General features: G+C 73.6%; 12 protein-coding genes. 4 read left to right on the top strand and 8 right to left on the bottom strand.

Annotated elements, in window-relative coordinates:
* Positions 1-27 precede the first annotated feature (27 nt).
* Positions 28-1,419 (bottom strand): MFS transporter, encoded by a 1,392-nt coding sequence (locus ACFYPM_RS07470; protein WP_387192216.1) that lies wholly within the window; start codon positions 1,417-1,419, stop codon positions 28-30.
* A gap of 182 nt (positions 1,420-1,601) precedes the next feature.
* Here ACFYPM_RS07470 and ACFYPM_RS07465 point away from each other — a divergent pair, with 182 nt between their 5' ends.
* Both ACFYPM_RS07465 and ACFYPM_RS07460 read left to right on the top strand, forming a co-directional pair.
* Positions 1,602-2,165, top strand: coding sequence for an RNA polymerase sigma factor (locus ACFYPM_RS07465; protein WP_387192214.1), 564 nt, complete (start codon positions 1,602-1,604; stop codon positions 2,163-2,165).
* Complete coding sequence (locus ACFYPM_RS07460; RefSeq protein WP_387192212.1) at positions 2,158-3,378, top strand: hypothetical protein; 1,221 nt, start codon at positions 2,158-2,160, stop codon at positions 3,376-3,378. Before ACFYPM_RS07465 ends, ACFYPM_RS07460 begins: the two co-directional genes overlap by 8 nt.
* Before the next feature lie 45 nt (positions 3,379-3,423).
* On the opposite strand, the gene ACFYPM_RS07455 is transcribed toward ACFYPM_RS07460, so the two are convergent.
* Positions 3,424-3,738, bottom strand: coding sequence for an MGMT family protein (locus tag ACFYPM_RS07455; protein ID WP_387192210.1), 315 nt, complete (start codon positions 3,736-3,738; stop codon positions 3,424-3,426).
* Positions 3,739-3,799: 61 nt separating this feature from the next.
* Between ACFYPM_RS07455 and proB the strand changes: the two genes are divergently transcribed.
* Positions 3,800-4,909, top strand: a complete 1,110-nt coding sequence (gene proB, locus ACFYPM_RS07450) for a glutamate 5-kinase (RefSeq protein WP_387192208.1) — start codon at positions 3,800-3,802, stop codon at positions 4,907-4,909.
* A 91-nt stretch (positions 4,910-5,000) separates the two neighbouring features.
* Positions 5,001-6,245: a glutamate-5-semialdehyde dehydrogenase gene (locus tag ACFYPM_RS07445; protein ID WP_387192206.1), complete on the top strand. Its 1,245-nt coding sequence runs from the start codon at positions 5,001-5,003 to the stop codon at positions 6,243-6,245.
* 179 nt (positions 6,246-6,424) lie between these two features.
* Here ACFYPM_RS07445 and ACFYPM_RS07440 read toward each other — a convergent pair whose 3' ends face one another.
* The 6 genes from ACFYPM_RS07440 to ACFYPM_RS07415 all read right to left on the bottom strand — a co-directional run bounded on the left by ACFYPM_RS07440 (position 6,425) and on the right by ACFYPM_RS07415 (position 13,671).
* A complete protein-coding gene (locus ACFYPM_RS07440; protein WP_387192204.1) occupies positions 6,425-7,273 on the bottom strand; it encodes a squalene--hopene cyclase in 849 nt (282 codons plus the stop codon).
* 85 nt (positions 7,274-7,358) lie between these two features.
* On the bottom strand, positions 7,359-8,540 hold the full coding sequence (gene moeZ, locus ACFYPM_RS07435; RefSeq protein ID WP_387192202.1) for an adenylyltransferase/sulfurtransferase MoeZ: 1,182 nt from the start codon (positions 8,538-8,540) through the stop codon (positions 7,359-7,361).
* Between the two features lie 122 nt (positions 8,541-8,662).
* Positions 8,663-9,499 (bottom strand): DUF3152 domain-containing protein, encoded by an 837-nt coding sequence (locus tag ACFYPM_RS07430; protein WP_387192200.1) that lies wholly within the window; start codon positions 9,497-9,499, stop codon positions 8,663-8,665.
* Positions 9,500-9,587: 88 nt separating this feature from the next.
* Positions 9,588-10,445 carry a DUF3152 domain-containing protein gene (locus ACFYPM_RS07425; protein ID WP_387192198.1) on the bottom strand — a complete coding sequence of 286 codons (858 nt, stop codon included), beginning with the start codon at positions 10,443-10,445 and terminating at the stop codon, positions 9,588-9,590.
* Between the two features lie 5 nt (positions 10,446-10,450).
* Positions 10,451-11,425, bottom strand: coding sequence for an alpha/beta fold hydrolase (locus tag ACFYPM_RS07420; RefSeq protein WP_387192196.1), 975 nt, complete (start codon positions 11,423-11,425; stop codon positions 10,451-10,453).
* 23 nt (positions 11,426-11,448) lie between these two features.
* Entirely contained in the window at positions 11,449-13,671 is a 2,223-nt protein-coding gene (locus ACFYPM_RS07415) for a hypothetical protein (RefSeq protein WP_387193391.1), read from the bottom strand.
* Positions 13,672-14,880 lie beyond the last annotated feature (1,209 nt).

Below are 14,880 nucleotides of genomic sequence, written 5' to 3'. Positions count from 1 at the left end.
GGAGTCATGGTGCCCTTCTCGTGACGGTCAACGGCTTTCGTCCCCCACCACAACTCCATGATCGACCCGTCCGGCGCGGGTGGCGGCGGCTAGCGCGGCGGGGGTCAGGGTGTAGCGGCGCAGGAGGAGGACGGGCGGAGCCACCAGCAGCGCCGGGATGATCGTGAAGCCGAGCAGCACGCCCAGTCTCGCCGCGTCGGACTGGGCCGCCGCCGAGCCGGTGTCGGAGGAGACGTAGCCGCCAAGCTGGAGCACCAGCCCGTAGATGCCCGGGCCGAGCGCCAGGCCGAAGGTCTCCCCGGCGGTCCACAGGCCGGTGAAGACACCCGCCTGCCGTCGGCCGGTGCGCGCCGTGTCGTACGCGATGCAGTCCGGCAGCATCGCCAACGCGAAGACCTGCTGTCCGGCGTACCCCACGCCGATGACCGCGACCATCAGATAGACCGCGACCGGCGGCAGCACCGGCGCGGCGACCAGGGCCAGCGCCCCGGCGGCGAGGATCAGCGAGCCGACGACCAGGGCGGTCCGCTTACCCAGCCGGGCACCGACCCGGGTCCAGAGTGGCATCACCAGCAGCGCCGGCCCGACGAAGCAGACGAAGAGCAGGGTCGGCCCGCTCTGCTCGTCGCGCAGGATCTGCGCCGCGAAGTAGTTGACCCCGGCCAGGATGGTCGCCACCCCGGCGGACTGCACCACGAAGCAGATCAGCAGCGCCCGGAACGGGCGGTTGGCCCCGGCCACGGCGAGCTGGGCGCGAAGCGTGGGCTCGCTGCCGCCCACCGTGCCGGTCGGTGCGGACCGGGTGCCGAAGAACGCGCCGAGGGCACCGAGGGCGATCAGCACCGCCACGAACAGGCCCATCCACCGGTGCCCGGCCACACCGTCCCCGCCGGCGGTCACCACCAGCGGAGCGATCGCGCCGGAGACCAGGATGGCCAGTGCCAGCACGGCGATCCGCCAGGTCATCAACCTGGTGCGCTCGGCGTAGTCGTCGGTCAGCTCCGCCGGCATCGCCACGTACGGCACCTGGAAGAAGGCGAACGCGGTGGCGGTGAGCAGGAAGGCGAACGCCACGTACGCGGCGGCGGCCGAGCTGTTGCCGAACGGCGCGGCGAAGATTGTCGCGAACAGCACGGCGAGCGCGAGGCCGCCGACGAGCAGGTACGGCCGGCGGGCGCCCCAGGGCGACCGGGTGCGGTCGGAGATCCGACCGGCGACCGGGTTGACCAGCACGTCCCACGCCTTCGGCAGGAGCACCAGCAGAGCGGCCAGCCCGGCGGCCACCCCGAGCGTGTCGGTCAGGTACGGCAGCAGCAGCAGACCGGGCACGGTGCCGAACGCACCGGTGGCCAGGGAGCCGAGCGCGTAGCCGGCGTGCACCCGTCGAGGCAGCGAGCCGGCGCCCGGCGGCGTTTTCATGGGGCCGAATATTACTCACGTTGCGCTGCCGGACACATCCCCTCCTGCGGTGATGAACTGCCGGCCCGTCGCAGGCATCTAACAAGTCAGGTTGCCGGCAGTGAAGCCGCAACCGCGTCCGCAGTTCTGGAGTGTTACCACCGCCGAGGGCAGATCAGCCTGGCGGTCACGGGGGAGGGACAGTGACGTCAACGATGGGCTCCCGCGCCAATCAGCCACCGGCGGTACGGACGGCCGGTTCGGCGGTCGAGACGACGATCACCTTCGACGACTTCTACCACGCGCACTTCGGCAGCGTGACCGCCCAACTGTCGGCGTACACGGGAGATCTGGGCCACGCCCAGGACCTGGCCCAGGAGGCGTTCTACCGAGCGCTGGCCCGCTGGGACCGCCTGGTCCGCTACGACGACCCGGTGGCCTGGGTTCGCAAGGTCGCCTGGAACCTGGCACACAGCCGCTGGCGACGCCTGCGTACCGCCCGGGACCACCTGCTGCGACAACGGCGCACCGAGGCCGAGGTGGCCGGGCCGACACCCGACCGGGTCGCCATCGACGCGGCGCTGGCGCAACTGCCGCCCAACCATCGCCGCGCGGTCATCCTGCACTATCTGGCCGACCTGTCGGTCAGCCAGATCGCCGCGCAGGAAGGGGTGGCCGAGGGCACGGTCAAGTCGTGGTTGCACCGCGGCCGGACCGCCATGGCTGCGCTGCTCGACGAGAACACCGAGGGGGTACGCGATGTCTGACCTCGACCCGCTGCTACGCGAGCGGCTCGGCGCGTACCGCAGAGACGTGATCAGCCAGGTGACCGGTCCCGGTCCCGACAAGGCCCGGCAGCTCCTGCGCCGACGGCGACGGATGACGGCTGCCGCCGCGGCGGCAGCCGTCGTCCTGGGGGTGGCCCCCGTCGTCATCAACGCCGCGCTGCACGCCGACCGGACTCCGCCGGTGCCGGTGGAGTCCGTCCCACCGCCGACCCCGCTTACGTCGGCGCCGCCGACGCCCACGCCGACCGGGTCGCCGACGCAGACGCAGATGCCGACACCCACCGCCCCGACCGGCCCGGACGGACGAATAAGTCGGGCGCAACTGCTCGCCACACCTGTCGACCTGCCGAACTGGCCGGCGGGCATGGCGGAGGGCGGCTGCACCACCTCGAACGTCCGGCTGAAGACCAACACGAAGAAGACCTACGTGTCGGAGTTGGCCGACAACGAGTTCGAGTACGGCGACGTCGATGGCGACGGAGCCGACGAGACCATCGCCATCGTCGCCTGCCGGTACGGCGAAGCGTCGGCGAAGCAGGTGGTGGCCTTCGAGCGGAACTCCGACGACCGGATCGAGACGGTGGGCCGAGTGGTCCGGACCGACGACGAGTTCAAGGACATCCTCGCGGCGGAGATCACCCCGACCGGTTCGGTGCGGGTGACGGTGGCCGACATCGTGCCGTGTTGCGAGATCCCCAACTACCTCCGGCGCGAACAGGTCCGGACGTACCGGTGGGACGGGCAGCGGTTCGAGCAGACCGACGGCCCCACGACATTCGGCCCGGATCCCCGGCTCACCGACCTGAGGGTGAGCATGGACCACGAACTGGCCGAGGTCCCCGGTGCGGACACCCGACGTGAACTCACCCTGGTCTTCACGGTCACCAACGCCGGCCCGGTCGACGCGCCGCAGGTCGCGTTCCACAAGATCGAACGTGGTGAACGGGCGGGCGGAGACTGGGCCCGCTGCAAACCGGCAAAGCTGTCAGACACGGATGAACTGGGGTGTCTACTACCCGGCCTACCGGCGGGTGAGTCGCGCCGCTACACGTTCGTCCAACTGATACCTGCCCAGCCAGGTGCCGACGCCTCCACCCGGAGTTTCCTCATCCTGCACGGCGACACCCAGGACCGCACGTGGCCCGACCTCAAACCAGACGACAACGCGATGCCGGCCCCCATCCGGTTCTGAACAGCGACCACGTTCCGCCGGACGCCGATCACGTTCCGCCCGTCGTCACGGCCCCTCCTCCGGTAACCATCCGGCCGCCGCGATGTCCACGCCCTCGCCGCGCAGCGGCGCCCCCTCGGCGCGCAGCCGGGACCGCGCCTCCCGCTCGTGCCCCGGCGGCAGCCGGCCGGCGGAGGTCACCACCCGGTGCCAGGGCACCGAGCCGCCGTGGCGGGCCATGATGTTGCCCACCAGCCGCGCCGAGGCGCGACCCGAGCGCTCGGCGAGCGCGTCGGCCACCGCGCCGTAGGACATCACCCGGCCCTCCGGGATCCGCTCGACCAGGTCGAGCACCGCCTCGACGTACTCGTCAGGAGTCACAATCCGCCACGATATGGGATCGTCGCCGGGCGGTGCGGCCGTGACCACGCAGAATGGTCGCGTGCGTGACGCAGTCACGGCGGCCCGGCGGGTCGTCGTCAAGATCGGATCGTCCTCGTTGACCACCGCGACCGGCGGGCTGGCCGACGAGCGCGTCGACACGCTCGTCGACACCCTCGGCCGGCTTGCCAGCGAGGGCCGCGAGGTGGTGCTGGTCTCCTCCGGCGCGATCGCCGCCGGCCTCGCCCCGCTCGGGCTGCCCCGACGCCCGCGCGACCTGGCCACCCAGCAGGCCGCCGCCAGCGTCGGGCAGGGCCTCCTGATCGGCCGGTACGCGACCAGCTTCGCCCGGCACGGTCGCACCGTCGGGCAGGTGCTGCTCACCGTCGACGACGTGACCCGGCGGGCGCACTACCGCAACGCGTACCGGACGCTGCGCAAGCTGCTGGACCTGGGGGCGGTGCCGATCGTCAACGAGAACGACACGGTGGCCACCCAGGAGATCCGGTTCGGCGACAACGACCGACTGGCCGCTCTGGTCGCCGCGCTGGTGCACGCCGACCTGCTGGTCCTCCTCTCCGACGTCGACGCACTCTGGACCGGCGACCCCACCAAGCCGCAATCGACCCGGATCACCGAGGTCCACGGCGACGCGGACCTCGCCGGGATCACCATCGGCGGGGCCGGCCGGTCCGGTGTCGGCACCGGCGGCATGGTGACAAAGGTCGAGGCCGCCCGGATCGCCACCGGCTTCGGCATCCCGGTGGTGCTCACGGCCGCCGACCTGGCCACGCAGGCGCTGGCCGGCGAACCGGTCGGCACCCTGTTCCACCCGCAGCGGCAACGCCCGACAGCCCGGCTGTTCTGGCTGGCCCACGCCACGTCACCCCGGGGGCGGCTGCACCTCGACCCGGGCGCGGTGGCGGCCGTCGTCGGGCGGCGCAAGTCGCTGCTCCCCGCCGGCATCACCGCCGTGGACGGCACCTTCACCGCGGGCGACCCGGTGGATCTGGTCGACACCGCCGGCGCGTCGGTCGCCCGTGGGTTGGTCAACTACGACGCGGTGGAGCTGCCGGGGCTGCTCGGCCGTTCCACGTCCGAACTCGCCGCGGCGCTGGGCCCGGCGTACGAACGAGAGGTCGTCCACCGCGACGACCTCGTCCTGCTGTGAGGAGAGCTGGCATGAGTGAGCGTCAGCGAGCGGATCATCAATTCAGTCCTCTGCTGCCGCATGGCGGCACGGAGCGCAGCGGAGTGCTGGTATGAGCGTCGTCGAGCAGGCGCGTCGGGCGCGGGACGCCGCCGCCGAGTTGGCGGTGGCCACGCGTACGGTCAAGGACGCCGCCCTGGTGGCGATGGCCGACGCGCTGGTGGCGCGTACCCCGGAGATCCTGACCGCGAACGAGACGGACCTGGCGGCCGGCCGGGAGGCCGGGCTGAGCGCGGCCGTGCTGGACCGGCTCGCCCTCGACGCGGGTCGGGTGACCGGCATCGCCGACGCGCTGCGTGAGATGGCCGCGCTGCCCGACCCGGTCGGCGAGGTGGTCCGCGGGTCCACCCTGCCCAACGGGCTGGAGCTGCGCCAGATCCGGGTGCCGTTCGGGGTGGTCGGCATCATCTACGAGGCGCGGCCGAACGTGACGGTGGACGCCGCCGGGATCTGCCTGAAGTCCGGCAACGCGGCCCTGCTGCGCGGTTCGTCCTCGGCCGCGCACTCGAACGCCGCGCTGGTCGCGGTGCTGCGCGACGCGGTCGCCGGCGCCGGGCTCCCGGCCGACGCGGTGCAGTTGCTCGACGCCAGCTCCCGCGAATCGGTCAAGGAGCTGATGCGCGCCCGAGGGCTCGTCGACGTGCTCATCCCGCGCGGTGGCGCGTCGCTGATCCGCACCGTCGTTGAGGAGTCGACGGTGCCGGTGATCGAGACCGGGGTGGGAAACTGCCACGTCTACGTGGATGCCGCCACCGACATCTCGCGGGCCGTCGCGGTGACGTTGAACTCCAAGACGCAGCGCCTGTCCACCTGCAACACCGCCGAGTCGCTGCTGGTGCACGCCAGCGTCGCCGACGCGTTTTTGCCGCCGATGCTGGCCGCCCTCGCCGAGGCGGGGGTGACCGTGCACGGCTCCCCCGAGGTGGCCGCGTACTCCGCCGCGGTGGTCCCGGCCACCGAGGAGGACTTCGCCACCGAATACCTGTCCGCCGACATCGCGGTCGCGGTGGTCGAGTCGCTGGACGCGGCCGTCGCGCACATCCGCCGCTTCGGCACCGGGCACACCGAGGCGATCCTCACCGACTCGGCGAGCGCGGCCCGCGAATTCGTCGCGCGGGTGGATTCGGCCGCGGTGATGGTGAACGCGTCCACCCGCTTCACCGACGGCGGCGAGTTCGGTTTCGGCGCGGAGATCGGCATCTCCACCCAGAAACTGCACGCCCGCGGCCCGATGGGCCTGCCCGAGCTGACCTCGGCGAAGTACGTGGTCACCGGGGACGGACACCTGCGCGGCTGACCGTCCTCGGCCCCACCCCCCCACCCCCCCCGCGTCGATCTTGCACTTACTGTCCCGACATAAGGGGCATTGCACGTGAATCGGCGACAGAAACTGCAAGATCGACGCCGGAGGGGGGGGTGGGGGTGGGGGGTGGGGGTGGGGGGTGGGGGTGGGGGGTGGGGGTGGGGGGTGGGTGATCAGGCGGTTGGGGGGGCCGCTCGGCAGGCCCGGATCGCCCGTAGTGTGGTGTGCACGTCGAACTGGTGACCGTCGTCGCTGTCCCAGCCGCCGTCGCTGCGCTGGGTCCTGGTGAGCCGATCGCGGGCCGCGACCAGCAACCAGTGCTCCTCGCCCATGTCGACCCGGCGCAGCGTCCCGGCCAGCCAGGCCACGTCCGCCGGGGACAACCGCGGAATCCGCTCGGCGAGCACCGACTGGATCAACGCCGACTCGTAGTACATCTCCTGCCGGTGCAGCACGGCCGCGCTCAGCCAACCGGCGGCCACGAAGGAGGGCCAACGGCCGTCCGGGGCGAGCTGCGCGGCGAGCGCCTGCGCGGCGGCCTGCACCACCCGGGCGTACGACCCGCCGACCCGGTGGTCCAGCGGCCCGGCGGACCGGGCGTCCAGCCCGCCCACGCTGAGCCAGAAAGCAGCGTTGGCGGTGAGGTAGAGACGGGCCTCCGGGTCGCCGGGCCGCGCCCACTCCGGGGCGAGGTCGGCCAGCGACGGGTCCTCGTCCCAGCCGCCGTCGGGCAGCTGGGAGGCGGCGAGCCAGTCCAGCGCGTGCCGGGCCGCCGGGCGGCCGAGGGCACCGAGGTCGTCCAACTCGGCCAGGCGGAAGCAGGTCGCGTCGACGGAGCCGACCGCGCCGTCGAGGACGGCGGGCCAGCCGCCGTCGGGCGTCTGCCCGGCCTCGGCGGCGTCGAGCACCTCGTCCGGCACACCCACGCCGGTGCGCAGCCGGGAGAGACGCGCGCGGTCGACCGCGTCTCCGTGCGCCACGACGAAGCCGATAGCGCCGTCCATGTCCACCACGGCGGTCACGCTACCTGCGTAAAGGTCCTCGCGCCTCGGAGAATCGGCCGAGGCCGGGGCGGGTGAGTGGCCCGCCGCCGGCCCCGGTCGTCGCTCAGTAGGCGGGCAGCGACGGATCGATCTGCTTGATCCAGGAGAGCACACCGCCCTGGACGTGCACGGCGTCGCGGAAACCGGCCGCCTTGAGCGCGGCGAGCGCCTCAGCCGAGCGGACCCCGGACTTGCAGTGCAGCACGATCTGCCTGTCCTGCGGGAGCTTCGCCAGCGCCTCGCCGGAGATGATGTCGCCCTTGGGGATCAGGGTGGAACCGGGGATGCGGACGATCTCGTACTCGGCGGGCTCCCGAACGTCGACCAGGAAGATGTCCTTGCCGGCGTCCTGCCACTCCTTGAGCTCGAGTGCGGTGATCGTCGCGTCGAGCGTCGCCTCCTGGGCCTCCTCGGAGACCGCGCCGCAGAAGTCCTCGTAGTCTTCCAGCAGGTCGGTGACCGTCGGGTTGTCGCCGCAGAGCGCGCAGTTCGGGTCCTTGCGGACCTTGATCTTGCGGTATTCCATCTCCAGGGCGTCGTAGACCATCAGGCGACCGACAAGCGGCTCACCGATGCCGGTCAGCAGCTTGATCGCCTCGTTCACCTGGATGGAGCCGATCGACGCGCAGAGCACACCGAGCACGCCACCCTCGGCGCAGGAGGGCACCATGCCGGGCGGCGGCGGCTCCGGGTAGAGGCAGCGGTAGCACGGGCCGTGCTCGGCCCAGAACACCGACGCCTGGCCGTCGAAGCGGTAGATCGAGCCCCAGACGTACGGCTTGCCGAGCAGCACCGCCGCGTCGTTGACCATGTAACGGGTGGCGAAGTTGTCGGTGCCGTCGACGATCAGGTCGTACTGGGCGAAGATCTCCTTGACGTTCTCCCGGTCCAGCGCGGTGTTGTGGATCTCCACCTGGACGAGGGGGTTGATCTCGCGGATCGACGCGGCGGCGGACTCGGCCTTGGACCGGCCGATGTCGGACACGCCGTGGATGATCTGACGCTGGAGGTTGGACTCGTCGACGGTGTCGAAGTCGATGATGCCGAGCGTGCCGACCCCGGCCGCGGCGAGGTACATGAGGGCGGGCGACCCGAGGCCACCAGCGCCGACACAGAGCACCCGGGCGTTCTTCAGCCGCTTCTGCCCGGTCACCCCGACATCCGGGATGATCAGGTGGCGCGAGTAGCGGCGGATCTCGTCAACTGTCAGCTCGGCGGCGGGCTCGACGAGCGGGGGCAACGACACGGTGGACTCCCCGGGATCGGCGGTGTGAACCGCGCCATTGTTGCTCGCGGGAGCCCCGCTCGGCCATGAGGGACGACACTGGTCCGCGATGCGGGAGCGGGAATAACCGACGACCCGGTCGATCAGGGGACGATGTCACCCGCGTAGCGACGGCCGTCGAGGTAGGGCCAGGCGTTGGCGACACAGCCGTGCAGGCCGTACGTCTGCTGCTGCATCACCGGCGCGGGCTCCCCCGCGCCGGGGCAGGCCTCGTGCTCCTCGCCGAACTCGTGGCCCACCTCGTGGTTGATCACGTAGGTGCGGTAGGTGTCCAGCGGCGCGCCGTAGTCGGGGACCGCCTCCATCCAGCGGGCCAGGTTGATGACGACCTGGCCGGGCAGGCGGCAGGAGGTGTAGCGCTCGGTGGTCAACCCGCCCTCGGCGCACATCCGCTCGGACGTGACGGGGGTGGCCAGGTAGATGGTGAAGTCCGCCGCCCCGGCGTCGGCCACCCGTTGCACCCGCAACTCGTCGGAGGCGATCCAACTGCGCTGGTCGGCCAGCACCTCGTCGACCTTGGCCGCGAACGCGGCGGCGTCCTGGCCGGTGCCGCGTTCGACCACGACCCGGTAACGGCGCAGCGGCCCGTCCGTTCCGTGCACCGGTGTCGCACCGTCGGCAGCCGTGAAGCGTCCGGCTCCGACCGAGGGGTAGCTGGTGGGCGCCGGGTGCACGGGCGCCCCACCCCCGTGGCCCATCTCGCCCTGGGTCATGGTGGGAGTGTCGGCCGGTGGCTCGCCGCCCCGGTTGAGCGTCGTGCCGATGCCGCCGGCGAGCACGAGTACGAGCACGCCGAGCAGCAGCGTGCGGCGACGCCGCCGGCGCATCCGGGTGAGCGTGGGGTGTGCGCCTTCGTACGCCGACCGGTCGGGCCGGTCGGGCGGCGACGTGGGCGGGCCGTAAGGGGACGACGGCGTCATGATGTCGAGCCTGCCAGATTATTCGGGCATATCTCCGCTTTTGCCGCAATTCACGCAAGACGCCTGATGGTGTACGTCGGTCGCTCACTCAGAGGGCGGGGCCGGCGTAGCGGCGTCCGTCGAGGTACGGCCACGGGTTGACCCGGCACCCGTTGAGGAAGAGCGTCTGCTGCATCATCACCGGTGCGGGTCGACCCGCACCCGGGCAACGCTCGTGCCGGTGCCCGAGCTGGTGGCCGACCTCGTGGTTGACCACGTACGTCCGGTAGACGTCCAGCGGCACGCGGGCCGAGACGAAGTGCGGCACGGACAACCGCCACCGATCCAGATTGATGATCACCTGGCCGGGTGCCCGGCAGGACGTGTACGGCCGACCCCCGATCCGGATGTCCACCCCGCCGTCGGCACACATCCGACCCGCCGTGCGGGCGGTGGCCAGGTAGATGGTGAAGTCGCGAGGCGCGTCCCCCGGCACCTGCTGCATCCGTAGCCTGCCGCTGTCGACCCAGCTACCCGGCCCGGCGAGCGCCACCTGGACCGCCTGCGCGAAGTCCGCGGCCGTCTCGTCGCTGCCCGACTCCACCGCGACCCGGTACCGCCGCAGCTCACCCGCGCGCCCCAGCACCGGGCCGGAACGGGCGTCGTAGCCGAACCTCCCGGTGCCGGCGCTCGGGACCGCGCCGGGCACCCGCAGCACCGGGGACGGGCTGGACTCGACCACGGCAGAGGGCGACGGGTCGACCGACGGCGGCAGCGGCGCGGCCACCAGCGGCGGCGGCAGAGTGACGACCTCGTCAGCGGCCAACCGGCCAGCGGGGGGATGCCCACCCGGCCCCTCGGCGATCACGGTCACCGCCGCGCCGACCGCCATCACCACCGCCACCAGTTGGGCGAGCAGCGCGAGGCGTCGCTGACGGCGACCGGGGAGGTGGGCTGACCTGGGCATCCAGGTCAGCCTGCCAGATCAGGCCGCCCCACGGTGTCCTCCGTTTCGGCGAGCAGGCCGACCACCGCCCGGGCAACCAGGCGGGGCACCTCCAACTGCGCCACGTGACCGACGCCGTCGAGCATCATCAACCGACTGTCCGGGATGACCCGGGCGGTCTGCGGCGCGACCCGCACGTCGACCAGGCGATCCTGACGGCCACCCACCACCAGGGTCGGTGCGCGTACCGCCTCGGCGAGCCGCCACAGCGAACCCGACCCCGGCAGGTACGCCCGCAGGAAGCTGGAGACCAGACCGCGAAACGTCCGGACGTACGCGGCGGCGTAGTGCTCCGCCTCGTACCGCACCCGAATCTCCTCCAACGCCTCGGCCCGACGCTGGTCGCAGATCCGGCTCAGGTCGGCGACGCACGCCTCCAGCACCTGCTGGGCCATCACCTCGGGAGCGAGCTGGGTGAGGTGCCGGGCGACCAGCCGTTCACCCCGCGGGATGGCGAGCACCGGCAGCATCCGCCCCTGCAACGAGCGGCGGAAATCGAGAAACGGCAGGGCCGGGGAGATCAGGGTGAGGGTACGGACCAGGTCCGGCCGGAGCCCGGCGACCTGCACCGCGACCGCGCCGCCCAGCGAGTTGCCGAACAGGTGCACCGGACCCCGACCGGAGTGCTCGATCCAGCGGACGACCAGATCCGCGAAGGCCGGGATGGTGTAGCGGGGGCCCGGCTCACTGCGGCCGAAGCCGGGCAGGTCGATGGCCTGACCGTCCAGCCGGTCGGCGAGCAGCCCGGCCAGGTCGGTCCAGTTCTGGGACGACCCGCCCAGCCCGTGCACGTACAGCGCAGGTTCCGCGCCGGCGGCGGTGGCCGGGGTGTCGCGCACGTACGTGACCCGGCCGTCGAGGCGGACCTCCCGGCCCGGCCAGGGCGGTGGAACGTGATGATCGGGGAGCAGATGGTCGGGCCAGAGGGTGGCGCTTCTCATCGTTCCAGTCTGCCTCGGACCACTCAGGACAGCAGCGCCTCCAGCCGACGGTTCACCGCCGCCAACGTCGCCCGGACCACCGCCTGCCGGGGATCACCGGCGACCAGCGCCGAGCCGGCGAGCTGCTCGACCCAGCCCGCACAGACGAGCAGCACCACAACCGTGGCCACCTCGCAGTTGCCGAACGGCACCACCGCCGCGTGCTCGACGAAGCAGCGCCCCCGCTCGGCGTTGTCGGTGCCCCGCAGCAACTCGTCCACCGCGGCGGCCGCCGCCACCGCACAGAGCCGCAGCACGTAGCCGTCCACCGCCGGCCCGGTGGCGTACCCGGAGGCGCTGTCGTCGTCGGCCAGCAGCCGGACCTCCACGTTCGCGTCCAGGCCGAACGTGCTCACCTGCACGTGGTCGATCACCACCCGCGGCCCCGGCACGCCCCCGGTGTCCAGCGGCCGGGACGGCGCCGACTCCGTCGTGGTCACCTGACCACCGGAGTACGACGTGCCGAGCGTGGCCGGGCTGCCGGTCGCCGCACCGGCCGGCGCGGCGGAGACCGATCCGGGCTCCTCGACCGTGGCGCGACCCCGGTGCGGCGCGTTCGGCCGGCGGCGGCGCGAGGTGTCCGTGCCGGTCCACTGCTCCGAGCCTGCCGGTGTGGCCGCTGCCGGGGCGCCCGAGGGACGTTGCGGCACGGTCGTCTCGGCCGCCCGGACCTCACCGGTACGGGCCTCCGGACCTTCGTCGCGCGGGGCCGCACCGGGAGGCTCCGCCGTACGCCGTTCGGCAGGTCGCGGTTCGGCCAGGCGTCGGCGAACCGGCGGGGGTGGCGTGCTGGGCACGCCGGGCACGTTCTGCGGGGCGGCGGCCAGCCCCATCCGTTCCTGCAGCAGCCGGGCCACCTGTCGGCTCACCTCGGCCGGATCGGCGCCGTCGGCCAGGTCCAGGCGCAGGCTGTGCGCCCCGGCCGGGGTACGGCGAAGCGCCGCGTCGCGGACACCGGCGACCTCCCGAACGGCGTCCAGGATGGCGTTGACGTCGAACCCCTCGGGGCGCTCCCGAAGTGGGGCTGGTTCGTCGTCCCGACGAAGGTGGGTGGCGATGCGGGCGAGCTCCGGGGTTTCGGCAGGTGGCTCCACGGCTGGCGGCTCCGGCACGACGGGCACGTCCGGTTCCGCGGGGACGCGCTGCGGCAGCACCGCCGCCCTCGGGTCTGGTTGCCGGCCGTTGTCGGCCGGCCCGGTCGACGACGTCGGATCGGGGGCGGATCGACGAGCCGCGTAGGGCGAGGTGGAAACGGCTGGGGGCCGGTCACGGCGCTGGGCCCCGCTGGTGGCCGAGGGCGGCGCCGCGCCGGTGGAGGCCGACGTGGTGTCGGTGGTCGGCGGGACGTTCGCCCGGGGTGAATCGACGGGAGACGGAACGGGCGGTTCGGGTGCCGCCGGCCGGAGCCGGAACGGCGCGACCGGCCGGATCTCGGGCCGCGGCGGGCCGGACGTCTCGCCCACCTCCCCGCCGCCGGCCGCGCTTGCCGAATGGCTGGCTGGCCAGGACGGGCGCTCGGCGGGGGTGGCGGGGATCCGGCCCTCGGACCAGTCCGGCCGCTCGGTCGGGGAGCTGCTCGGCGTCGGCGAACCGCCGACCCAGGAGGGACGCTCCGCCACCAGGGGCGGGCCTGCCGGGGCCGGGGGTGCGTCGGTCAGCGTGGGAGGCGGCCCGGCCGGGGCCGGAGGTGGCGCGTCGGCCGGCACGGCTCCGGAGGCCCAGGAGGGCCGCGTCGGCGAGGCGGTGGGCGGTGTCGGATCGGCTTCTCCGGCCCAGGACGGCCGCGCTGGCGTCGGGCTGCTGGGCGCGGGGTCGGACCCGCCGGCCCAGGACGGCCGTACCGGCGGAACGCTTGTCGCCGCCTCGGAGCCGCCAGCCCAGGACGGCCGTACCGGCGGAACGCTCGTCGCCGCCTCGGAGCCGCCAGCCCACGACGGCCGCGCCGGCGCCGGGCTGGTGGGCGCGGGGTCGGACCCGCCGGCCCAGGACGGGCGGTCCGTGCGAGGTGCGCCGGACCCCGCCCAGGAGGGGCGATCGGCGGGCGGGCCGCTGGTCGGCGGCGGGCCACCCGCCCAGGAGGGGCGATCGGCGGGCGGGCCGCTGGTCGGCGGCGGGCCACCCGCCCAGGAGGGGCGATCGGCGGGCGGGCCGCTGGTCGGCGTGGGACCGTCGGCCCAGGAGAGGCGCTCGACGACCGGCGGCGCCATGCCTGATGACACCGGCGGTCCGCTCGTGGGGGACGCGTCCGGGTCGACAGCCCGGGGCGGAACGGTGGGCGGTGCGACCCAGGACGGGCGCTCGGACGGCGGCGGGGTGCTCTGCTCGCCGGGGTGCGTCGGCGAGGCGTCGGACCCGCCCGTGACGTCGTACCCCCGGGGCGGATCGGCACGCACCGGCTCGTACGGGCGGGGCGACTCGGCGCGCAGCGGCTCGTACGGCAGGTGGGGCTCGGCGACCCAACTCGGCGCGGGCTCGTCCCGCGCCTTGGGAGCAGCCGGCTCGTCGTCGGATCGGGACCAGGGCGGCGCCCATCCGCCGCCCGAGCTCGGACCGTTCCAGTTCGGCCCGGACCAGTCCGGCTCGATGGCCGGCGACTCGCCGGCTCGGTGCGTTTCGCCTGGTCGGGGGATGCCAGCGGCGCGACCCGGCTCGGTCGCGTCGGCGTGCCCGGCCGGCCCCGATGCTGCCGGCTGGCCGGGTGGGAGCGGGTCCCGCCAGTCTCGTGGCGCGGCCGGTTCGTCGGCGGCCAGCCGCTCGCTGGTCGGCGCGCGGAAGCCGGGCGGCACCTCGAAACCCGACGCGGCGGTGCCGACGGGCGGCACCTGGACTGCCGGCGCGGAGGTCGGCAGGCCGGGCTCGGCCCAGCGAGCGCGGTGCGCGGCGGCCGGATCGACGGTGGAGCGTGTGGCGGTGCCCTTGTCGGGCTCGCCGGCACCCTGCTCCCGGGGCGGCGCGGGGCGTTGGGCGGGCACCACCAGCCGGTCGCCGGTCGCCTCGGGCCGACCCTCGGCGGGCAACCCCGGCGGCGCGCTCACCGGCGCGGGGCGGCCGGCGGGTGGTTCGAGACCGGGAGGGCGGACGCCGTTGGCGTCGTCCGGATGGTGCACGCCATTGGCGTGGTGGCCGTTGGCACGGGTCGGCGGATCGAGGTCACCCGGCAGCCCGACCAGGGGCGCCGGAAGGTCACCGTGTCGGCTGGACGAGGCGCGCCAGCCAGCGGCGGGATCGGGTTGCCAGCGCGGCGCCTCGTCCCGGGCATCCTCGCGATCGGCGGCTCGGGACCACCCGCCCGTCGCTGGCGCCCACCCGCTGACGGGACGGCCCGGGTCGTCGTGCTGACCCGCTCCGTCACCGTGCTCTCCCGGGGTGGCGGCTCCGGGTTGCCCTGTTTCACTCACCGCGCGCTCCTTGGTCGC

This window comes from Micromonospora sp. NPDC005203 (genome assembly GCF_042872705.1).
Taxonomy (GTDB): Bacteria; Actinomycetota; Actinomycetes; order Mycobacteriales; family Micromonosporaceae; genus Micromonospora.
The sequence above is the reverse complement of the archived record's forward strand: the minus strand, read 5'-3'. Positions and strand labels throughout refer to the sequence as shown.

Excerpts from the sequence above, each read along its gene's own strand:
- ACFYPM_RS07470 (WP_387192216.1), bottom strand. The coding sequence starts at position 1,419 with ATGAAAACGCCGCCGGGCGCCGGCTCGCTGCCTCGACGGGTGCACGCC.
- ACFYPM_RS07460 (WP_387192212.1), top strand. The coding sequence starts at position 2,158 with ATGTCTGACCTCGACCCGCTGCTACGCGAGCGGCTCGGCGCGTACCGC.
- ACFYPM_RS07445 (WP_387192206.1), top strand. The coding sequence starts at position 5,001 with ATGAGCGTCGTCGAGCAGGCGCGTCGGGCGCGGGACGCCGCCGCCGAG.
- ACFYPM_RS07430 (WP_387192200.1), bottom strand. The coding sequence starts at position 9,499 with ATGACGCCGTCGTCCCCTTACGGCCCGCCCACGTCGCCGCCCGACCGG.
- ACFYPM_RS07425 (WP_387192198.1), bottom strand. The coding sequence starts at position 10,445 with ATGCCCAGGTCAGCCCACCTCCCCGGTCGCCGTCAGCGACGCCTCGCG.
- ACFYPM_RS07420 (WP_387192196.1), bottom strand. The coding sequence starts at position 11,425 with ATGAGAAGCGCCACCCTCTGGCCCGACCATCTGCTCCCCGATCATCAC.
- ACFYPM_RS07415 (WP_387193391.1), bottom strand. The coding sequence starts at position 13,671 with ATGGCGCCGCCGGTCGTCGAGCGCCTCTCCTGGGCCGACGGTCCCACG.